Consider the following 20,587-nt stretch of genomic DNA (forward strand, 5'->3'; position numbering starts at 1 on the left):
TCCCGATGTCCAGTGCCTGGTCCTTCGAAACCCGTCAGATCCATGCCGGCCAGGAGCCCGACAGCGCCACCGGCGCCCGCTCGCTGCCGATTTACCAGACGACGTCGTTTGTGTTCCCCAGCGCCGAGAGTGCCGCGAACCGCTTTGCCCTGGCGGAGCTGGCCCCCATTTACACCAGGATCGGCAACCCTACCCAGGATGCCGTGGAGCAGCGGGTTGCCAGCCTGGAAGGCGGACTCGCGGCTCTGCTGCTGAGCTCCGGACAGGCGGCGGAGACCCTGGCCATCCTGAATGTCGCAGAAGCCGGAGACCACGTGGTGGCAAGTCCCAGCCTTTACGGCGGTACTTACAACCTGCTGGCGCACACACTGAAGAAGTTTGGCATTTCCGTGACCTTCGTGGCGGACCCGGACAACCTGGCGCAGTGGCGTGACGCCGTGCAGCCCAATACCAAACTCTTTTTTGGCGAAGTGGTCTCCAACCCGCGCCAGGACGTGCTGGATCTTGAGGGCATCTCCCAGGTGGCCCACGCGGCCGGTGTCCCGCTGATCGTAGACAACACCCTCGCCACGCCGTACCTTATCCGGCCGATTGAGTGGGGTGCGGACATTGTGGTGCATTCGGCCACCAAGTACCTTGGCGGCCATGGAACCGCGATCGCCGGCGTGATTGTGGACTCGGGCAATTTCGACTTCGGCAAGGACCCGGAACGGTTCCCCGGCTTCAACACCCCGGATCCCAGCTACAACGGGCTGGTCTACGCCCGGGACCTCGGCGCGGACGGTGCGCTCGGCGCGAACCTCTCCTATATCCTCAAGGCGCGTGTGCAGTTGTTGCGCGACCTGGGCTCTGCGGTGTCCCCGTTCAACGCCTTCCTTATCGCCCAAGGCATCGAAACCCTGAGCCTGCGGATGGAGCGGCACGTTGCCAACGCCGGCCGGGTCGCCGAATGGCTGGAGGCCAGGGACGACGTCGAATCCGTCGCCTATGCCGGCCTGCCGTCCAGCCCTTGGTTCGAGCGCGGCCGCAAGTACGGACCGAAGGGGACCGGCGCCGTTGTGTCCTTTAACATCGCCGGCGGAGCCGAGGCCGGCAAGAGCTTTGTGGACGCGCTGGAATTGCACTCGCACGTCGCCAATATCGGCGATGTGCGCTCCCTGGTCATTCACCCGGCCTCGACCACACACAGCCAACTCTCGCCGGAGCAGCAGGTCGTCGCCGGGGTGAACCCCGGCCTGGTGCGGCTCTCCGTGGGCCTGGAGCACATCGATGACATCCTCGCCGACCTGGATGCCGGTTTCCGCGCCGCCAAGACCGTCTGACCAACCGTTCCCCGGGGGAAGTCACACGGGCGTCACATTCTTCGCCACCGGGCGCCGGCATTTCGTACACTCAGGGGAGGTCATGAGTGCCAGCGACAGCCCCGGCTTGCTGGCCGGCAACCCTCCATTTGCGGCGGGGTGCCCCGGGTGAAGACCTGGCCTGCCGGTGAGCTGCCGGCGGGCAAGCGCGAAGTTAGGTCCTCACATGACGATTGCCGCCACCCGCCAGGGTGAATCCGCAAGCAAGACCTCCCATCCCCATGCCCCGGACCCCGGCGGCAGCGTCGCCGCGGACGGCGCGGCTGTGCCGGACGGAACCGTCCGGCACCTCCGGATCGGTGACCTGGTGCTCGAATCCGGTGCCCGGCTGCCTGACGCCACCCTCGGCTACGAAACATGGGGGACCCTCAACGCTGAACGCTCCAATGCCGTGCTGATCGAGCACGCGTTGACGGGGGACACCCACGTCACGCGAGGCGCCAGTGCGGAACCGGGCTGGTGGGAGCAGCTCGCGGGCCCGGGCGCCCCGGTGGACACGGGGAAGTACTTCGTCGTCTCGATCAATATCCTGGGCGGCTGCTACGGCTCCACCGGACCCTCATCGACGGCACCCGACGGGAAGCCCTGGGGCTCACGGTTCCCGCTGGTCACGCTGCGCGATACCACCGACGCCGAGGCCCGGCTCGCGGATGCGCTGGGAATCCGGAGCTGGTACGCCGTGCTCGGCGGTTCCCTGGGCGGGGCGCGTGCCCTCGAATGGGCCGTCAGCTACCCGGACCGGGTCCGGCGCTGCGGGGTTATTTCAATCGGAGCCAGCAGCACCGCCGAGCAGATTGCCTTCGCCCAGGCGCAAACACTCGCCATCCGGCAGGACCCCAACTTCAACGGCGGCGATTACTACGGCGGTCCCGGGCCGGAGGCGGGACTGGCCCTGGCCCGGCGGATAGCGCATATCACCTACCGTTCGGCCGCAGAGCTTGATGGACGCTTCGGCCGGAACGCCCAGGACTCCGAGGCTCCGCTGCGTGCCGGGTCACTCGCCGGGCGCGGGCGTTACCAGGTGGAGAGCTACCTCGACCACCAGGGCAACAAGCTGGTCCGCCGCTTCGATGCGAACAGCTACATCGCCATCACCGAGGCGCTGATGAGCCATGACGTCTGCCGGGGCCGCGGCGCGCTGACGGAAGCGCTGGCCCCGGCTACGGCGGCTTTCCTTGTGGCGGCCGTCGACTCGGACCGGCTGTACTTCCCGGACCAGTCCCGGGCGCTCGCGGCTGCCCTGCCGGGCGACGTTGCGGTGCACACCATCGAGGCGCCCATCGGCCACGACGGCTTCCTGACCGAGATCGGGCAGCTCAACACCCAGCTCCGACAGCACTTCTTCGGGTAGTCCAGCAGCCAAAAGCCGCCCCGGGTGTGCACTTTTGCAGATGCGCTCTGCACTAATGGCCGTTGAGGCCCGGGCCGGAACCGGACATACTCGTGGGGAATGGCGCCGCGTGTCTCACCTCACAGGCGCCCTCCTCCCAATGGTCCACGAGGCGTCGAAGACGATGCCAAAGGAGTCGAAATGAGCACGGAAAACGCGGCCGCACGGCGCGCAGAAGAGCCCGACGTCAAGACGTCCGGCCTCAAAAAAGTAGTCGCGGCCTCCATGGCCGGCACGGTCGTCGAGTGGTATGAGTTTTTCCTCTACGCCTCCGCGGCGACCCTCGTCTTCGGCAAGACCTTCTTCCCCAACTCCGGCTCGGAGCTGGACGGTATCATCGCAGCTTTCCTCACCTATGCAGTTGGCTTCGTTGCCCGCCCCATCGGCGGCATCGTGTTTGGGCACTTCGGCGACAAGTTCGGCCGCAAGCAGCTGCTCCAGCTCAGCATCATCCTGGTCGGCGTTGCCACCTTCCTGATGGGCTGCCTGCCGACCTTCCAGCAGATCGGCTACTGGGCTCCGGCCCTCCTCGTGTTCCTGCGGTTCGCCCAGGGCTTCGCCGTCGGCGGTGAATGGGGCGGCGCAGTCCTCCTCGTCGCGGAGCACAGCCCGAACAAATCCCGCGGCTTCTGGGCCAGCTGGCCGCAGTCCGCTGTTCCGCTGGGCAACCTGCTGGCCACTGCGGTGCTGTTCATCCTCTCCTCGACGCTGTCCTCCGCGGACTTCCTCAGCTGGGGCTGGCGCGTGGCCTTCTGGCTCTCCGCGGTGATTGTGCTGATCGGCTACTACATCCGGACCAAGGTCACCGACGCCCCCATCTTCCTGGAGGCCCAGAAGGAAGTCACCGTCGAGAAGAAGGGCTACGGCGTGGGCGAAGTCTTCCGCCGGTACCCGCGCGGCGTGTTCACCGCCATGGGCCTGCGCTTCGCGGAGAATATCCTCTACTACCTGGTCGTCACCTTCTCGATCACGTACCTGAAGGTGGTTGTCCAGACTGACACCTCACGGATCCTGCTGCTGCTGCTCGTCGCACACGTTGTCCACTTCGCCGTGGTTCCGATGGTCGGCCGCCTGTCGGACCGCCTCGGCCGCAAACCGGTCTACATGGCCGGCGCCATCCTGGGCGGCACCTGGGGCTTCTTCGCCTTCCCGATGATGGACACCAAAAACGACATCATCATCCTGGCCGCCATCACCATCGGCTTGCTCTTCCACGCACTGATGTATGCCGGCCAGCCTGCCATTATGGCCGAGATGTTCCCCACCCGGATGCGCTACTCGGGCGTCTCGCTCGGCTACCAGGTCACCTCGATCGTGGCCGGATCGATGGCTCCGATCATCGCCGCCTCGCTGCTGAGCACGTTCAAGTCCTCCACCCCGGTGGCCATCTACCTGCTCGGCGCCTGCCTGGTCACGATTGTGGCGGTGTACTTCCTCAAGGAAACCCGCGGCATCTCGCTCCACGACGTCGACGCCGCCGACGCCCGGGGCACCGCCGACCTCCTCGCCGCGGGCAAGAACTAACGGGCAAGAAGTAACTGCAAGAAGTAACTGCAACGAAATAGCAGCAACAACAACGGCCCTTGTCCCCGCACCGCGGGGACAAGGGCCGTTGTTGTTGGCCGCCGGGCTCAGCCCAGCAGGACATCCTGGCGCTCGGAGATCTCGGTCCGGACGGCCGCCAGGACGGCCTGCACCGGCGCGGAGCGCAGCGATTCCGCGCGGGCCACCGCCCAGATCGGAAGTTGGCGCTGGAAGTCCGCCGGCAGGACCGGCACAAAGCCGGGGTCGCCGACCGCCAGGAAGTTCGGCAACAGCCCGATGCCCGCACCCCGGCGGACCGCCTCCAGCTGGGCAAAGATGCTGGTGGCCTGGAAGCTGGACCGCGGGACGGGAAGCTGGGTGGAGCGGTGGCCAAGTTCGGCGACCTGCAGCGCCGATTCGACGTAGGACACAAAACCATGCTGCCGGACGTCGTCGAGCGTCACCGGAAGTCCGCGGTCCCGGGCGTACTGCGGGCTGGCATACAGCCGGAGAAAGTAGTTGGCCAGGAAAATGGGCTGCGCATTGCTGACGTCGAGGTTGCCGACCACCACCTCCAGGTCCACGCCGGAGCGGTTCCGGCTGACCTTGCGCGTGGCGCTGAGCATTTCGACGTTCAGCAGCGGATGCTGACGTTGCATCCGGACGAGCGCCGGTGCAACGAATTCTGCCCCGAAGCCGTCGGGTGTGCTGACCCGGACCAGGCCCGAGAGTACGTCTTCGGACTGCGCGATGCGGTTTGTGAGCGCACCGAGGGTGCCCTCGATCGCCTCGGCGGCGGCCACGGCCTCGTTGCCAAGGTCCGTCAGTTCCCAGCCGTGCGGACTCCGCTCCAGGGTGCGCCCGCCCAGCTGTTTGTCCAGCGCCAGGATGCGGCGGGAGATGGTTGTGTGGGTTGTGCCGAGGGTCTCTGCCACCGCGTTGAACCGGCCCAGCCGGGCTACCGTCAGCAGGATCAGCAGATCGTCCGGGCTCGGCAGCCGCCTCACGTCCATGGGTCTCCCTCGCAACTCTGTATGTGCATCCGTGCACATAGCATCTGTGGTTTTTTCCCTTGATTGCACTGTAGCAGGGGTGTGATGCTTAACACTGAGCATCCGGCCACGGCCGGAACCCGGGCGCTGCGTTTGGCGGCGCGCACGGGATGACCCAAAGCAAAGGAGCTTATGCCATGGCAGATATCGCCTGGATCGGACTGGGGAACATGGGCGGGTCCATGTCCGTGAACCTCGCCGCGGCCGGCCACAACGTCCGCGGTTTCGACCTCAACCCTGAGGCCGTTGCCACCGCCGCCGCAGGCGGTGTCAAGCCCGCCGGAAGCATCGCCGAGGCGGTTGACGGCGCCGACGTTGTGTTCACCATGCTTCCCAAGGGCGAACATGCCCGCGCCGTGTACCTGGGCGAAGACGGCGTGCTGGCCCACGCCGACACCAAGACCCTGCTGGTGGACTCCTCCACGATCGACATCGCCTCGGCCCAGGCCCTTCACGACGCCGCCGCTGCGGCGGGCTTCCGCTTTGTCGACGCGCCAGTCTCCGGCGGCATGAGCGGTGCGAAGGCCGCCACGTTGACGTTTATGATCGGCGGGGAGGCCGGCGCGGTGGCCGACGCCACCGAATACATCAAGCCGATGGCGGCGAACATCATCCCCACCGGCGGCGCCACCACCGGCCAGGCCGCCAAAATCTGCAACAACCTGATGCTCTTTATCAACCTCGCCTCGACGGCCGAGGGCGCGGTGCTCGCGGACCGTCTGGGCCTGGACAAGCAGGTCTTCTGGGACATCGCCTCCGTCTCCTCCGGCGACAGCTGGGCGCTGCGGACCTGGTACCCGGTGGCCGGCGTTGTGCCCACCGCCGCCTCGAACAACGACTTCGCGCCGACGTTCACCGCCGAGCTCGCCAACAAGGACATCGGCCTGGCCATCAGCGCCGCCCGCGACACCGGCACGCCGCTGGAGATCGGCGAGCACGTCCAGCAGCTTTTCCAGCGGCTCATCGACGGCGGCCAGTCCGGCACGGACTGCTCCGCAATCGTCAAGCTGGTTGACGGCTCGTTCGAGTCCGCCAAGTAGCCCTAAACCTTTTAGAAAGAGATCCTCCCCATGGAACGCATTCCGCACTTCATCAACGGCGCCCTGATCTCCGATGCCGAGCGCTACGGCCCCGTCTTCAACCCGGCCACCGGCGAGCAGGAAAAGGAGGTCGCCCTGGCCTCTGCCGGCCGCGTCCAGGAAGCCGTTGAAGCCGCCCGCGCCGCGCTCCCGGGCTGGCGCGCCACAAGCCTCGCCAAGCGCACCACCATCTTCTTTAAGGTCCGCGAACTGCTGTTGGCCCGCCGGCCCGAACTGGCAGCCCTGCTGACCAGTGAACACGGCAAGGTCCTCTCCGACGCCGAGGGCGAAATCACCCGCGGCCTGGAGAACATCGAATTCGCCACCGGGCTCTCCCACGCACTCAAGGGCGAACGTTCCGAACAGGTCGCCGGCGGTGTCGACGTTCACTCGGTGCGCCAGCCGGTCGGCGTCGTCGCCTGCATCACGCCGTTCAACTTCCCGGCCATGGTGCCGCTGTGGATGATCGGCAGCGCCCTGGCCTGCGGAAACACTGTGCTGCTTAAGCCCAGCGAAAAGGACCCGTCATCCGCGGTCTTCATCGCCCAGGTCTTCGCCGAGGCCGGCCTGCCCGCCGGTGTGTTGAACGTTGTGCACGGCGACAAGGAAGCCGTCGACGTCCTGCTCGAACACCCGGACGTCAAGGCCATCAGCTTTGTCGGTTCGACGCCGATCGCCAAGTCCATCTACAGGCGTGCCGCCGACCACGGCAAGCGCGTGCAGGCCCTGGGCGGCGCTAAGAACCACATGGTGGTCCTTCCCGACGCGGACCTGGCCATGGCCGCCGACGCCGCCGTCTCGGCCGCCTACGGTTCCGCCGGGGAGCGTTGTATGGCCGTGAGCGTCCTGGTCGCCGTCGGGAACATTGCCGACGACCTGGTGGGTGCTATCCAGAGCCGGATGGCCACGCTCAAGATCGGCCCCGGCACGGACCCGGCGTCGCAGATGGGGCCGCTGATCACCGCGGAACACCGCGACAAGGTGGCCTCCTACGTGGCCGGCGCCGCGGACGAGGGCGCCTCCGTGGTGGTGGACGGCCGGAAGCAGGAGTTCGATTCCAACGGCTTTTTCATCGGCGTCAGCCTGATCGACCACGTTAAGCCCGGCATGAAGGTCTACGACGACGAGATTTTCGGCCCCGTCCTGTCCGTAGTCCGGGTCGAGAGCTACGCCGACGCCGTGCAGCTTGTCAATGACAACGAGTTCGGCAACGGCGTGGCAATCTTCACCCGCGACGGCGGCGCAGCCCGGCAGTTCGAGTTCGACGTCGAGGCCGGCATGGTGGGCGTCAACGTGCCGATTCCAGTGCCGGTGGGGACGTTCTCCTTTGGCGGCTGGAAGAACTCGCTCTTCGGCGACACGCACATGTACGGTCCGGAGAGCATCCGCTTCTACACCCGGGGCAAGGTCGTCACCACCCGCTGGCCGGATCCCGCCACCTCGGTGATCGACCTGGGGTTCCCGCAGGTCGACTAAAGTCGGCTTATGAGCACGCTTGAGAACCGGCCCAACACGGCCCTGGTCGTCGTGGACATGCAGCTCGACGTCGTCGCGGCGGCCTACCGCCGCGACGACGTCATCGCGGCCATCGCCACCCTCGTGGACAAGGCGCGCGACGCCGGGGCGGCGGTCGTCTGGGTGCAGCACAGCGGGGCGGAACTCCCGAGCGGCAGCGCAGGCTGGCGCTATGTTCCCGAGCTCGTCCGGGGCGAGGCGGAGCCTCTGGTGCCCAAGGAGTACAGCGACGCCTTCGAAGCGACCGACCTGGAGTCAGTGCTGGCCGGCCGCGGCATCGGCCGTTTGTTCCTGGCCGGAGCGCAGACCGACGAGTGCATTCGCTCGACCCTCCACGGTGCCATCACCCGCGGATATGACGTCACCTTGGTGGCGGACGCCCACACCACCGAGGACCTTAGTGAATTTGGTGCGCCGCCGCCGGAACTTGTGGTGGCCCACACGAATCTCTATTGGCGGTACCACCGGGCTCCGGGGCGCACCGCAGGAACCGTGAACGCGGCCGACGTGGACTTCGCTAGCCCTTCATGATCTCGGCCCGCTGGGCCATGTAGTCCTCCATGGAGAGCTCGCCGTCGCTGTACCGCTGGTCCAGGTCGGCGAGCTTGCGCGCCCGGAAGCCCTGCGGGGCCGCCGGCGGTTGAGGCGACGGCTCCGGCGTCGGCTCCGGGGTCGGAATCGGCGCCGGCGGCTGCCATTGCTGCTGCGGCGGGTGATTCAGGTACTCCGGGCTGTCCTCATACGGGGCGCGGTAGTCCTGCTTCGCGGGAGGCTGCGGTGCGCCGAGCTGTCCGAATCCGCCGTAGTAGTCCCGCTGGGTGAAGCCGTCCCGCGGCGGGTTTCCCTGCTGGCCGGGGCCGGGGCCGGGGCCGGGGCCGGCGCCGGGGAAGTTGCCGAACCGGTCCGGCAGCCCGCCGGGCATACCCTGGTTCCGGTTTCGGCCGCGCACCGACTTCTTGTAGTAGCGCATAGCCATCGGGACCAGGAATGACAACACGATGATCCAAAAGAACAGACTGTTCACGGCACGCCTTTCAGGAAGTGTCCTTCCAGCCTAACGCGCAGACCCGTTCCGGGGTGCCCGCGGCCGGGCGCAGGTCAGGACCGTACTGGCTCGCCGGTGCCGGGAGGGCCTTCGCCCGACCCCAGCGGCATGCCGGGTCCGAAGACGGGCCCCGGGAGCGGGCGCTTGGCCGTGACGCCGTCGCCGGAGGAACGGTGCCGGATCCGCCGGACCACCCACGGTACAAAGTATTCACGGGCCCACACCAAATCACCGGACCGGGCCTGCCGCCAGCTTTGCGGCGGCAGCGGCTTGGGGGAGAGGGGCTCCAGGGTGTGCTCGACGTTGAGGGATTCCAGGACCATGGCCGCGATGGTGTGATGGCCCAGCGGCGAGAAGTGCAGCCGGTCCGCATCCCACATCTGCGGGTCGTTCAGCTGCCGCAGGGACCACATGTCCGCGATGATGGCGTCGTGGCGGGCCGCGATGGTGCGGAGGTTCTCGTTATAGATGGCCACCTTGCTCCGTACCCGGCCCAGCACGGAGGAACCGGTGTCGGGACCGTTGAAGAGGACCACTGTGGCGCCGGCCAGGGCGAGGATCTGCACCACCGAATCCAGTTTCTCGGCCAGGGCATCCGGGTCTCCGCCGGGGCGGATCAGGTCGTTTCCGCCGGCGGACAAGGTCACAAGGTCGGGCCGCAGGGACAGGCAATGCGCCAGTTGCTGGTCCACGATCTGCTGCAGGAGACGGCCCCTGACGGCCAGGTTGGCATAGGCGAAGCCGTCGTGGCCGCGGCTCAGTTCCTCGGCCACGCGGTCCGCCCAGCCCCGGTGTCCACCCGGACTCGCCTGTTCGGGGTCGCCGATGCCCTCGGTAAAGGAGTCACCCATGGCCACGTAGCGGGACCAGGGATGGGCAATGACGTTGTCCGGGGAGGTCGCGAGGGCTTCAGTTTCGTTCACCTTCATATGGTGCACTCTTCCGGTAAAGCCGCGCCACCGGAAATTGTTACTTCCAGGTAACTGTAAGAATGGAGCCATGACACACGCTGTTGCCTTCCCCGCCCCTGTTGTCCTGTGGTCCCAACCGGAGCCAGAGCGGGCCGGCAGGCCGCTGCTGGTCCTGCTGCACGGCTATGGGGCCAACGAAGCGGACCTTATGAGCCTGGCCGAGCTGCTGCCGCCGGAATTCGCCGTCGCGTCGGTGCGCGCCCCGATGGTCTCCGGTGCAGGCTTCACCTGGTTCCCGTTGTCGGCGTCGATCGGCTACTCCCTGGACGCCGTCAAGGATGCCGCCGGGTACGTCGAGAACTGGCTCGACTCGGTTCGTCCGAACCACCCGTCCGTGACGCTTTTGGGCTTTTCAATGGGGATGGCGCTCGCCACCGCGCTGTTGCGCCGGCGGCCCGCGGACTACGCCGCCGTCGTCGGACTCTCCGGTTTTGCGGTCGACGCCGGTGCTGACAGCGGTTTCCGTGACGCGGAGCTGGACGGGACGGTGCCGATGTTCTGGGGCCGCGACCAGCAGGATCCCGTGATCCCGGCCGAGAAGGTCGACTTCACCCTGGGCTGGGCCCGTCAACACGTTAAGCTCACCAAGGTCCTGTACACCGGAATGTGGCACGGCATCAACCAGCAGGAAATCGGGCACGTCGGCGAGTTCCTGACCCATGAGGTGCTGAGGAGCTGAACCGGCGGCGCCGGGGCGGACTGTGCCCGGCGCCAGTGTCCGGGTTACGCTCCGGCAGGGGTACTGATCCGCACTGTCCTGCCGTTGACGGTTACGGTGTCCCCGTGGTGGAGCTGGCGGCCGCGGCGTTCGTCAATATCGCCGTTGACCTTCACGAGTCCGCCCTTGATCAGCTCCGCCGCTTCCACCCCGTCCTCAACCAGGCTGGCCAGCTTCAAGAGCTGGCCGAGCCGGATCATGTCGTCGCGGATGGGGACCTCTGCAATTTCCGGTTTGCTCATAGAAGTAATGATGCCTGACGAAAGGGGCCAGCAATGACCCACACACCCCGGCTTCCGTTCCTCGCGGGGCTGCCCCTCGCCGTGGCGGCGGGGCTGATGATGCCCGTGCAGGGCAGGATCAACGGCGCCCTGGGGACGGCGCTCGCGGACGGAATCGGCGCCGCTGTGGTGAGTTTCTCGACCGGGCTGGTGGTGATGATCGTGATTTCGCTCGTCCTGCCGCGCGGACGGGCCGGGCTGGCGCAGATCCTGCCGGCCGTCCGGGAGCGCCGGTTCCCGCCCTACTTCGTCCTGGCCGGCTGCATCGGCGCTTTCTTCGTCTTCGCGCAGTCGTTCACGATCGGCGTGCTGGGGGTAGCCCTGTTCACGGTCGCTGCCGTGACCGGCCAGACCCTCAGCGGGCTGCTTGTCGACCGGATCGGGATTGGCCCGGCCGGCCGGAGATCCATCACCGGAATCAGGGTGCTGGGCAGCGTCCTGACCGTTGCCGCCGTCGCCTGGGCCGTATCTCCGCGCTTCTCCGGTGCTGAAGCGGGAATGTCCGATCTGCTGGTTCCGGTCCTGGTCCCCGTCCTGGCCGGCTTCCTGATGAGCTTCCAGCAGGCCATGAACGGCACCGCTGCTGTGCACTACGGCACACCGATCGCCGCTACCCTGATGAACTTCATCGCCGGCTCGGTCCTGCTCTGGGCCGCGTGGCTGGTCAAGGCCGCCGTCGCGGGTCCAGGCAACGCGCTGCCGGGGGAGTGGTGGTACTACCTGGGCGGGCCCATGGGCTGCGTCTTTATCGGCGTCGGGGCCCTGCTGGTGCGCAGCCTGGGCGTGCTGGTGACCGGACTGGGCATGATCGCGGGCCAGCTGCTGGGTTCGCTGGGACTGGACCTGGCGTTCCCGTCACCCGGCACGGTGGTGGAGCTGCCCACCGTTCTGGGAACACTGCTGACCCTGGCCGCCATTGTGCTCGCGAGCCTGCCGTGGCCCCGGGGTGTCCTGGGGCGGGGCCGGGGACCGGCTGCCCGGTAGGCTAGGAGGCGCAGCTTCCTGCACCGCCACCATTAAGCACTCCTCCGGGACCGGCTGGTTGGCGCGTGCCGGTGTTTGTGTTTTAGTTTTGCGTTTTTGTAGTGCCCCGACCGGCAACCAGCCGGGGTTCCGGGGCTGAGACCGCGGACCGCACCCAGCGGCCCTGTAGAAAGTGGAGTTCCCATGGCAGCAAAATCCGTCCTCGACCAGATCATCTCCCTCGCCAAGCGCCGGGGTTTCGTATTCCAGGCCGGTGAAATCTATGGGGGTTCCCGTTCTGCCTGGGACTATGGGCCCCTGGGTGCCGAGCTGAAGGAAAACATCAAGCGCCAGTGGTGGCAGTCAGTGGTCCGTGGCCGCGACGACGTCGTTGGCCTGGATTCCTCGGTCATCCTGCCCCGCCAGGTCTGGGAAGCATCCGGGCACGTTGACGTGTTCTCCGACCCGCTGGTCGAATGCCTCTCCTGCCACAAGCGTTACCGCGCCGATCACCTCGAGGAAGAATTCGAGGAGAAGAAGGGCCGTCCCCCCGAGAACGGCCTTAAGGACATCGCCTGCGCAAATTGCGGCACCCGCGGAGAATGGACCGAGCCGCAGGAATTCTCCGGCCTGCTCAAGACCTACCTCGGCCCGGTGGCCAACGAAGAGGGATTGCACTACCTGCGTCCGGAAACGGCCCAGGGCATCTTTGTGAACTTCTCCAACGTGCTCACCACGTCCCGCAAGAAGCCGCCCTTTGGCATCGGCCAGATCGGCAAGTCCTTCCGCAACGAGATCACACCGGGCAACTTCATCTTCCGCACCCGTGAGTTCGAGCAGATGGAAATGGAATTCTTCGTCGAACCGGGCACCGACGAGCAGTGGCACCAGTACTGGATGAAGGAGCGGATGTCCTGGTACACGGGCCTCGGCATCCGGGAAGAGAACCTGCGCTTCTTCGAGCACCCGCTGGAGAAACTCAGCCACTACTCCAAGGGCACCACCGACATCGAGTACCGCTTCGGCTTCCACGGCTCGGAGTGGGGTGAGCTTGAGGGCGTCGCCAACCGCACCGACTTCGACCTCTCCACCCACGCCAAGGCCTCCGGCCAGGACCTGAGCTACTTTAACCAGGCCACCAACGAGCGCTACACCCCGTACGTGATTGAACCGGCCGCCGGGCTGACCCGTTCGTTTATGGCGTTTATGATCGACGCGTACACCGAGGACGAGGCACCCAACTCCAAGGGCGGCGTCGACGTCCGCACAGTACTCAAGCTTGATCCGCGCCTGGCCCCGGTCAAGGCGGCAGTGCTTCCGCTCAGCCGGAACGAGGATCTGTCCCCGAAGGCCAAGGACCTCGCTGCCCAGCTGCGCAAAAGCTGGAACATCGAGTTCGACGACGCCGGCGCCATCGGCCGCCGCTACCGCCGTCAGGACGAAATCGGCACGCCGTTCTGCATCACAGTGGACTTCGAGACCCTGGACGACCAGGCCGTCACCATCCGCGAACGCGACACCATGAGCCAGGAGCGCGTTTCCCTGGACAAGGTGGAGGGTTACCTGGCCGCACGGCTGATCGGCGCCTGATCGTGGCGATCGCATACCGTCAATGGCGCGACGGCGACGACCTGGCACTGCTCGAAATCTGGGGCGGGCCCGAGACCGAGCAGGCCCGGCAGTTCCGCGGTACTTTGGCCCCCTCGGGCGGGGCGCCGTGGCGGCGCTGCATCGTGGCCGAGGACGTCGTCGACGGTGTGGCCATCCCGGTCGCGGCCGGCGTTGTGCACGAGGCCTCGTTGCACCCGGAACGGCTCTGGGCCTACATCGAGGTTGACCGGCACCACCGCCGCACGGGCGTCGGCTCGACGCTGCTGACCATGCTGCGGCACGAGGCGGCCCAGTCGCCGTCCGGTGTCAGCCGGCTGCGGACCAAGGTGGAGCCGGGCACCCCCGGCGCGGCCTTCGTCGAGGCGGCAGGGATGGTGCCGATCCAGCGTTCCCGGCTCGTCGTCGTCGACCCCGGCGCGCTTAAGCTGCCCGTTTTCGGCGACGGTTCCGAGGCTGCTGCCTCCGAGCAGGTGGAGGACCTGGCCACCGGTTCGGTGGAGCTCAGCGATGTGGTGGGACGCTACTACACGTCCGTGCACGGCTGGGACAGCCCGGGTGAGCTCAGTATTGCCAAGGTCCAGCGCTTGTTCCTGGACGAGCTCAGCGGAGCGCACGGCGCGATTGTGCTGCGCGCACCGAAGGCCAGTGCCTTCGGTGCGGGGGTGCCGGCCAGCAGGAAGGGCAGGCTCGAGGCTTTTGCCATCAGCTACGCCGAGCTCGTACCCGTCGACGGAACGGCGGGCGAAGCCCCGTCCGGCCAGCCCACCGACGTATTCCTGGGCCACGAGCCGAACCTCTCCGCGGACGAAGCCCAGGCAGCGGTTCGGGACTTGCTGGCGCTGATTGCGTTCCAGCACCCGGTGCTGCTGGAACTGGACGACTCGATGTCGGCGCTGAGCGCCGTCGTCGAGCCGCTGCTCGAAAGCGGCAAAGCCCGTCTGCAGGGTGCCAATACGCTGGTGGTCTCGGACCCGGCCTAGCCATTAACTCAACTGACCCGCAGTTGCGGCCGTTATGAAGCGTGATAACGGCCACAGCTGCGGGTCAGTTTGCGTGCAGGCCTATTTACCCGGCGGCATCACCGGGGGAACGAAGTCGAACGTCATGCCCAGGAGCCAGACGAGCAGCAGCACCACCGGCAGGTGGAACACAAACTGCAGGAAGGTAAAGCCCACCAGGTCCCGGGCCCGCAACTTCAGCACGGCGAGCAACGGAAGCATAAAAAACGGGTTGATCAGGTTCGGCAGGGCCTCGGCGATGTTATAGATCTGCACGGTCCAGCCGAGGTTCATCTGGACGTCGGTGGCCGACTGCATCACGTACGGCGCCTCGACGAGCCACTTGCCGCCACCAGAGGGGACAAGCAGGCCGAGCAGGGCGGTGTACAGCGCAATAACGACGGCGAACCCGCCGCCGCTGCCGATGCCCGAGAAGAACTCGGCCAGGTGCGCGGAGATGGTCATCCCGCCGTTGCCGGTGGCCTTGGTGAGGATCGCGGCCATCGCCGCATAGAGCGGGAACTGGACCAGGATTCCGGCGGTCGCCGGAACAGCCTTGGTGACGGCCTGCAGGAAGTTCCGCGGGGTCCCGTGCAGCACCAGGCCCAGGATGAGGAAGACCAGCAGGTAGCCGTTGAGGCTGCTCACCACGGTGAGGAAGGGCTTGGTAAGGAACTGCGAGATAAGCCAGCCGAGTGTCAGGATGCCGGCCAGCACCGGCAGGATGATGCTGTATTCGAGCCACTCGCCCGGGCGCGAACGCGGTGCCGGTTCGCCCGGCGCGTCGTCAAGGTCGACGCCGAGGTCCGCGGCGGTGCGGATGGCGCCGCCCCGGGGCGCCGAGAAGTGCGCGATGACTGTGGTCAGCGCCATCAGGATTGCCAGGGTGAGCAGCGACTGCCACGTGAAGATGGTGGTGCCGAAGTCCAGGATGCCGGTGATCTTCAGCAGTGCCGGCGGCAGTGAGGCGGCGGTGGCCTGCAGCTGTGCTGCGGAGGAGGACAGCCCGAGCGCCCAGACGGCGCCGAGGCCCATAAAGGCTGCGGCGCCAAGCGCGCGGTAATCTACCGTCAAGTCTTTGCGGCGGGCTATGGCACGGGCCAGCAGGCCGCCGAAGATGAGGCTCAGGCCCCAGTTCAGGAAGGACACCGACATTGACATCAGCGCGACAAAGCTGACCGCGGTTTGGGCGGTGGCCGGGACGAGGGCCAGCCGGCTGATCAGCTTGGCTACGGGCGGTGAGGTCGCCACAACGTAGCCGGTCAGCACCACCATCGCCATCTGCAGGGTAAAGGCCGTCAGGTCCCAGAATCCGTTGCCGAATGAATCGGCGATGGACTGGGGCGAAGCTCCGATGGCCAAGGCGGCCACAGCGATGATGATGACGCCGGCCAGGGCGAAGACGTAGGCGTCCGGAAACCACTTCTCGGTCCACGCGGCCAACCGTTGGGCTATCCGGGCGAGACCGCGTTCTTCGCCGCTTTCGCTTTTGCTCAGGACTGTGTTTGCCACAGGGGTGTACCTCTCCATTGAGTGCTCATTTGTACCCGTAGGAGTGTAGCCAAACGATGGCGGTATCCAGGCTTATCGGCGCCGGCCGCCTGCGCGCCGCGGACCTTCGGCCTTGTCCAGCCGCCTGCGTTCGTCCTCGGTAGGTGCTCCGCCGCCGAGGGCCGCGGGCATCCACCACGCACCCGGGGCCGGGTCCAGGGGGAAGTCCGCGATGCAGGTATCGATGCCAGCCTGCAGGGACCGTCGCAGCGAGTCGGTGGCCGCCCGGGCGTCCTGGGACGGGTCGACGCAGACCGGTTCCCCGACGTGGATCCGGACCGGCGCGCGCCAGGCGCGGGCAGGGGAAAAGCCGTGGTTCCTGGTCATCAGCCGGTGGGCGCCCCAGACGGACACAGGGATGATGGGCACCCCGGCCTCGGCCGCCATCCGCACCGCGCCGGTCTTGCACTCGCGCACGCGGAAGCTGCGGCTGACGCCGGCCTCCGGCAGGATCGCGATGATCTCGCCCGCGCGGAGCTTTTCCACGGCGGCGTCGTAGGCATGGGCGCCGGTTCCATAGCCGACGACGATGTGCCCGGCTGCGCTGATGGCCGGGCCCGCGAACCAGTGGTCGGCCGCCCCCTGGGTGATGAGGAAGCGCATCTGGGCCTTGGCGCGCCACCAGAGCAGCACTTCGGCGAAGGCGAAGTCGAGGTACCCGAAGTGGGTGATCGCGACGACGGCGCCACGGCCCGGGACCACCCGCCGGGACCGACCCTCCCGGCCCCCGCCGCGGGACTCCGGCGCCGGGAGGTGTTCCTGCCCGGTCACGATGACCCGGATCCGGAAGAGCCGGCGCAGCATTCGCCCGGTGCTGACGATCACGCGGTAGAAGCCGTCATTGGGCCTGGGGCGCCAGGGCATGTCAGCGACCGCCCTGAATCCGGCGGGGCGGCAGGGGCAGGAAGCCCGACGTGGACTCCACATATTCCTTATAGCCCGGGCGGGCGGACATGGCCTTCTCGGTCAACGGCTTGCCGGATTTGCCCGCTAGCAGCCAGATCATCAGTGCAGGGGAGAGGACCGTCAATACCCCCGGCCAGGAATCTGCGGCCACCAGGAAGATTCCGGTCCAAACAGCGGCGTCGCCGAAGTAGTTCGGGTGCCGGGTGTAACGCCAAAGCCCTGTGTTGAGCACGGTCCCGCGCCGGGACGGATCATCCTTGAACTGCGCCAGCTGCCAGTCGCCAACCGCCTCGAAAACAAAACCGACAGTCCACAGCAGCACACCAAGCCATGCCAGCCAGCCAAGGTTTCCGGTGCCGAACATCCCGACCTGGACGGTCAGGGAGACGAAGAACAGGATCACACCCTGCGGCAGGTAGACCTTGCGCACCGCGTAGCTGTTGCGGGACCCCGGAGCTGAGGAGAGCATGTCGACGTAGCGGGGATCCTCGTGGCCGCCGCGGGCCCGAAGCCCGATGTGGACGGCGAGGCGGATGCCCCAGACCGCCACCAGCGCCAGCAGCAGCAGCCGCCGGCCGCCGTCGCCGGCTCCGGCGGAAAGGAACCAGGAGATGACGGCCGCCACTACAAAGCCCAGGCCCCAGACGGTGTCGATGACGGAGTGGCGGTTCTGCCGGACGGCGATGCTGAAGGTGATGGCCAGCAGCACCACAAGGCCCGCCGCCACCCACGGCAGGCTGGCCAGGAAGCCGGTGAGCGGAAAGTCCGCCATTACAGCACCACCGGGAGGCTGGCGGCGGCGGGAAGGAGGCTGCGGAACGAGCCGGCGCCGCCGTGTGGGTCCGGCCTTGAACCGCCCGCGAACGCATCGAGGATAAAACCGTTGGCGAGCAAGTTCCACAGGTGCAGCCGGCGGAACATAAAGTGCCCTGCTCCCTTGAGGGAGACGTAGTCCACGGACTCGGCGACGCCGTCGGCCCGGCGGGCATACGCGAGCGAGTTCCCGGGGCTGGTCCAGCGGTCCTCGGTGCCATGGACGATCAGGATCCGGCGGCCGGCCACTCGCTCCACCGGGGTTTCGGCGTTAAGCCAGGGCGCAAGGGCGACGACGGCTTCCACCTGCGGGTGGTCCGCGACGCAGAGTGCGGTCAAGCCCCCCATCGAGTGGCCCAGAAGATAGATCGGAACCCCAGGATGTTCACGGCTGATGTGGTTCAGTGCCCACCGGGCATCCTGGACCGGGGACATCGCCGCGCCGTTCCAGCCCCGGTACCGGTTCCGAAGAGTCCAGACTGCCAGGCCATCGTCAGTGCCGGCGTTGCGGAGGGCGCGGGCGAAGGGCAGCATCCGGGCCGGACTCAGGTGCCGGGCACGGACGGATTCGAAGCTGTCGGACCGTCCGCCGTGCAGGACCAGGGCAACTCCCCGGGTTTCCCCGGCTGCCGCGGCAATGCTCAATACGGCCTTGGCGGCGGGGCCCGGGCGCTCAGGTTCGCGGTCGTCTAACTTGCGTATGGCCATGCCGTACCTCCACATCGTGTCCGTCGTTTTCAACCGTCGTTTTTAACCGTCGTTTCCAACCATAGGGCGCAGCGCCCGCAGTGGGGCTCCGAGCCGCAGGGCGCGTCAGGTCCCGCGGTTCCCGGGGACGGCCCACAGGACATTCGGAGCAGTGCCCGGGAAAGATGGGCTTTAGAGCTGGGACGCGTGCCCTGCGGGCGTACCGGCCGCATCCTATTGACGGGTTCTGGGTGAAGGAATAAGCGTTTCCGAACCGCGACGCCAGATTCTCGCCGGTCATAGCGTGCCGTTGGGAGGACTCCCGGGACACCGAGGCGAACATCGCCTGGGTGCGGGATTATGCAGCGGCTCTGCTGCCCTATTCAGAGACTGCGGGCTACATCAACTTCATGGACGGCGACGATCTGGGCCGGTCGCGGAAAATTACGGGCCGAACTATCAGCGGTTGAGGGCGGATATGGCCAAATACGATCCGCAGAACCTCTTCCGCATGAACCAGAATATCGCGCCGGCCTAACCAGGCGGGATACAGTGTCGCGGCGTCGCTGGTCCGGACGGCGCCGCGGAGCGCCGTAGAGTTTTTCCCATGAGGTTGAACCGCTGATGGGCGCCGGACATTCACACACCCCGCACGGGCAGGCGGATTTGACGCCGGCTGCGCTCGCCGCCCGGAAGAAAGCCAACGTCATTCTGGCCGCTGTCCTGATCCCGCTGACGCTGCTGACACTCGTGGCGATGGGGTTGCTGTGGCCCTCGGGCAGCAAAGAGGGCATCACGCTGGCCAGCCCCTATGCGGCCGCGCCCGGCGTCACTTTCGACACGGGCAAGATCCAGCGCGTTGTCACTGGCAGCTGCATGGATGCGCTCCAGCAAGGGCAGCCCGTGGCGGACGCGGGACCGCAGCAGGGATCGGAGTGCACCTTTGCGTTCACAAACCCGGACAGGGGCGGAAACCCCGTCAAGGTGGTCATCAACCCGGACGTCGCGAAGTCCCACGGCGTAAAGCCCGGCGACAACATCCGCTACCTGAACCTCTCCAAGGCCCAGGGGGCGGACACCCATGGCGCGCCGGCCTACGTCTTCGTCGACTTCGTCCGGACCATGCCGATCATTTTCCTCGCGGTGCTCTACGCCGTCGTTGTCATCGCCGTGGCCCGCTGGCGCGGGCTGCGCGCCCTGATCGGACTCGTCGGGGCTTATGCGGTGCTGGTCAGCTTTATGCTGCCCGGCCTCGTGGAAGGCAAACCGCCGCTCCTGCTGGCACTGGTGGGGTCCACGGTGATCATGATCGGGGTCCTCTACTTCGCCCACGGCTTCTCCGCCCGGACCTCGACGGCGCTGCTCGGGACCATGTTCGGGCTCGCCATCACCGCGCTGCTGGCGGCCTGGGCCACCGACGCCGCCAACCTCGCCGGGGTGGGCAGCCACGACTCCGCCACCCTGGCGAACATCTCGGACAACATCTCGATCTCCGGCATCATCCTGTGCGGCCTTATCATCTCGGGCCTGGGCGTCCTGAACGACGTCACCATCACACAGTCCTCGGCGGTGTGGGAGCTGTGGGAACTGGCGCCGGAAACGTCCGCCCGCCAGCTGTTCACCTCCGCCATGCGGATCGGACGCGACCACATCGCCTCCACCGTCTACACCATCGCCTTCGCCTACGCCGGCGCGGCCCTGCCGGTGCTGATCCTGGTGATGCTTTACGAAAGGCCGCTCGGGGACGCCTTGACCAGCGCCGAGCTCTCCGAGGAAGTGATCCGCACCCTCGTCGGTTCCGTCGGGCTTGTCCTGGCCATCCCGGTGACGACGCTGATCGCCGTGTTGGTCGTTAAAGCGACCGGGATGAGGCCAGCTGCGGGCAGGGCAGCCACCGAGGACACCCTGCACAAGGGGGCCGACGCGGGCCCCGCCGGTGCCGCAGTCATCGATGCCGCCCTGCGCGAAGGAGCCGCTGCCGGTGCCGGTGCAGCTGCCGGTCCGCGTCCGGACTTCGACGGTGCCGCTGCCGCCGGCGCCTTTGAAACTGGGCCGGCGGGGCGGCGCGGACGCCGGGCCGCCGACCGGGACTGACACCGGATTTCCACATAGCGGGCGGGGG

At 67.1% G+C, this 20,587-nt stretch carries 20 protein-coding genes and 1 riboswitch; of the genes, 12 read left to right on the plus strand and 8 right to left on the minus strand.

The features are described from left to right. Nucleotides 1-5: 5 nt before the first annotated feature. The 3 genes from QI450_RS03750 (at nt 6) to QI450_RS03760 (ending at nt 4,275) form a co-directional block, all read left to right on the plus strand. Nucleotides 6-1,322 (plus strand): bifunctional o-acetylhomoserine/o-acetylserine sulfhydrylase, encoded by a 1,317-nt coding sequence (locus QI450_RS03750; RefSeq protein ID WP_226774622.1) that lies wholly within the window; start codon nt 6-8, stop codon nt 1,320-1,322. 78 nt (nt 1,323-1,400) lie between these two features. After that, nucleotides 1,401-1,516, plus strand: a riboswitch (SAM riboswitch). Nucleotides 1,517-1,527: 11 nt separating this feature from the next. Further along, a complete protein-coding gene (locus QI450_RS03755) occupies nt 1,528-2,712 on the plus strand; it encodes a homoserine O-acetyltransferase (protein ID WP_226772954.1) in 1,185 nt (394 codons plus the stop codon). 180 nt (nt 2,713-2,892) lie between these two features. After that, nucleotides 2,893-4,275: an MFS transporter gene (locus QI450_RS03760; protein WP_226772952.1), complete on the plus strand. Its 1,383-nt coding sequence runs from the start codon at nt 2,893-2,895 to the stop codon at nt 4,273-4,275. A 107-nt stretch (nt 4,276-4,382) separates the two neighbouring features. On the opposite strand, the gene QI450_RS03765 is transcribed toward QI450_RS03760, so the two are convergent. After that, nucleotides 4,383-5,288, minus strand: a complete 906-nt coding sequence (locus tag QI450_RS03765; RefSeq protein WP_226772950.1) for a LysR family transcriptional regulator — start codon at nt 5,286-5,288, stop codon at nt 4,383-4,385. Between the two features lie 176 nt (nt 5,289-5,464). On the opposite strand from QI450_RS03765, the gene mmsB reads away from it, so the two are divergent. Genes mmsB through QI450_RS03780 form a run of 3 tightly spaced genes read left to right on the plus strand, consistent with a single transcriptional unit; the run spans nt 5,465 to nt 8,452 of the window. After that, complete coding sequence (gene mmsB, locus QI450_RS03770; RefSeq protein WP_226772949.1) at nt 5,465-6,367, plus strand: 3-hydroxyisobutyrate dehydrogenase; 903 nt, start codon at nt 5,465-5,467, stop codon at nt 6,365-6,367. Between the two features lie 30 nt (nt 6,368-6,397). Further along, nucleotides 6,398-7,882, plus strand: coding sequence for a CoA-acylating methylmalonate-semialdehyde dehydrogenase (locus tag QI450_RS03775; RefSeq protein ID WP_226772948.1), 1,485 nt, complete (start codon nt 6,398-6,400; stop codon nt 7,880-7,882). 9 nt (nt 7,883-7,891) lie between these two features. Next, nucleotides 7,892-8,452 (plus strand): isochorismatase family protein, encoded by a 561-nt coding sequence (locus QI450_RS03780; protein WP_226772947.1) that lies wholly within the window; start codon nt 7,892-7,894, stop codon nt 8,450-8,452. Here QI450_RS03780 and QI450_RS03785 read toward each other — a convergent pair. Both QI450_RS03785 and QI450_RS03790 read right to left on the minus strand, forming a co-directional pair. Beyond that, entirely contained in the window at nt 8,439-8,945 is a 507-nt protein-coding gene (locus QI450_RS03785; RefSeq protein ID WP_282468105.1) for a hypothetical protein, read from the minus strand. The genes QI450_RS03780 and QI450_RS03785 overlap by 14 nt on opposite strands. A 74-nt stretch (nt 8,946-9,019) precedes the next feature. Further along, nucleotides 9,020-9,817: an SGNH/GDSL hydrolase family protein gene (locus QI450_RS03790; protein WP_226774981.1), complete on the minus strand. Its 798-nt coding sequence runs from the start codon at nt 9,815-9,817 to the stop codon at nt 9,020-9,022. Nucleotides 9,818-9,965: 148 nt separating this feature from the next. On the opposite strand from QI450_RS03790, the gene QI450_RS03795 reads away from it, so the two are divergent. Beyond that, the gene (locus tag QI450_RS03795; RefSeq protein ID WP_226774970.1) at nt 9,966-10,616 is read left to right on the plus strand and encodes a phospholipase; all 651 of its coding nucleotides are present in this window, start codon (nt 9,966-9,968) and stop codon (nt 10,614-10,616) included. A 44-nt stretch (nt 10,617-10,660) separates the two neighbouring features. Here QI450_RS03795 and QI450_RS03800 read toward each other — a convergent pair whose 3' ends face one another. Then, nucleotides 10,661-10,897: an RNA-binding S4 domain-containing protein gene (locus QI450_RS03800; RefSeq protein ID WP_226774971.1), complete on the minus strand. Its 237-nt coding sequence runs from the start codon at nt 10,895-10,897 to the stop codon at nt 10,661-10,663. Between the two features lie 33 nt (nt 10,898-10,930). On the opposite strand from QI450_RS03800, the gene QI450_RS03805 reads away from it, so the two are divergent. The 3 genes from QI450_RS03805 to QI450_RS03815 all read left to right on the plus strand — a co-directional run bounded on the left by QI450_RS03805 (nt 10,931) and on the right by QI450_RS03815 (nt 14,490). Further along, entirely contained in the window at nt 10,931-11,920 is a 990-nt protein-coding gene (locus QI450_RS03805; RefSeq protein ID WP_226774972.1) for a DMT family transporter, read from the plus strand. A 183-nt stretch (nt 11,921-12,103) separates the two neighbouring features. Next, on the plus strand, nt 12,104-13,489 hold the full coding sequence (locus QI450_RS03810; protein WP_226774973.1) for a glycine--tRNA ligase: 1,386 nt from the start codon (nt 12,104-12,106) through the stop codon (nt 13,487-13,489). 2 nt (nt 13,490-13,491) lie between these two features. Beyond that, nucleotides 13,492-14,490: a GNAT family N-acetyltransferase gene (locus QI450_RS03815; RefSeq protein ID WP_226774974.1), complete on the plus strand. Its 999-nt coding sequence runs from the start codon at nt 13,492-13,494 to the stop codon at nt 14,488-14,490. A gap of 81 nt (nt 14,491-14,571) precedes the next feature. Here QI450_RS03815 and QI450_RS03820 read toward each other — a convergent pair whose 3' ends face one another. The 4 genes from QI450_RS03820 to QI450_RS03835 all read right to left on the minus strand — a co-directional run bounded on the left by QI450_RS03820 (nt 14,572) and on the right by QI450_RS03835 (nt 18,486). Next, nucleotides 14,572-16,020: a TIGR00366 family protein gene (locus QI450_RS03820; RefSeq protein WP_226774975.1), complete on the minus strand. Its 1,449-nt coding sequence runs from the start codon at nt 16,018-16,020 to the stop codon at nt 14,572-14,574. Nucleotides 16,021-16,092: 72 nt separating this feature from the next. Next, on the minus strand, nt 16,093-16,923 hold the full coding sequence (locus tag QI450_RS03825) for a lysophospholipid acyltransferase family protein (RefSeq protein ID WP_226774976.1): 831 nt from the start codon (nt 16,921-16,923) through the stop codon (nt 16,093-16,095). Nucleotide 16,924: 1 nt separating this feature from the next. After that, nucleotides 16,925-17,737, minus strand: a complete 813-nt coding sequence (locus tag QI450_RS03830; RefSeq protein WP_226774977.1) for a DUF1295 domain-containing protein — start codon at nt 17,735-17,737, stop codon at nt 16,925-16,927. Continuing rightward, the gene (locus QI450_RS03835) at nt 17,737-18,486 is read right to left on the minus strand and encodes an alpha/beta fold hydrolase (RefSeq protein ID WP_226774978.1); all 750 of its coding nucleotides are present in this window, start codon (nt 18,484-18,486) and stop codon (nt 17,737-17,739) included. The genes QI450_RS03830 and QI450_RS03835 overlap by 1 nt, the downstream gene beginning before the upstream one ends. A 457-nt stretch (nt 18,487-18,943) precedes the next feature. Here QI450_RS03835 and QI450_RS03840 point away from each other — a divergent pair, with 457 nt between their 5' ends. Both QI450_RS03840 and QI450_RS03845 read left to right on the plus strand, forming a co-directional pair. Further along, complete coding sequence (locus QI450_RS03840; protein WP_256446859.1) at nt 18,944-19,003, plus strand: BBE domain-containing protein; 60 nt, start codon at nt 18,944-18,946, stop codon at nt 19,001-19,003. 86 nt (nt 19,004-19,089) lie between these two features. Next, nucleotides 19,090-20,559, plus strand: coding sequence for a YibE/F family protein (locus QI450_RS03845; RefSeq protein ID WP_226774980.1), 1,470 nt, complete (start codon nt 19,090-19,092; stop codon nt 20,557-20,559). Nucleotides 20,560-20,587: the final 28 nt, after the last annotated feature.

Origin of the sequence: Arthrobacter sp. EM1 (assembly GCF_029964055.1) — a bacterium.
In the GTDB taxonomy this organism is placed as follows: Bacteria; Actinomycetota; Actinomycetes; order Actinomycetales; family Micrococcaceae; genus Arthrobacter.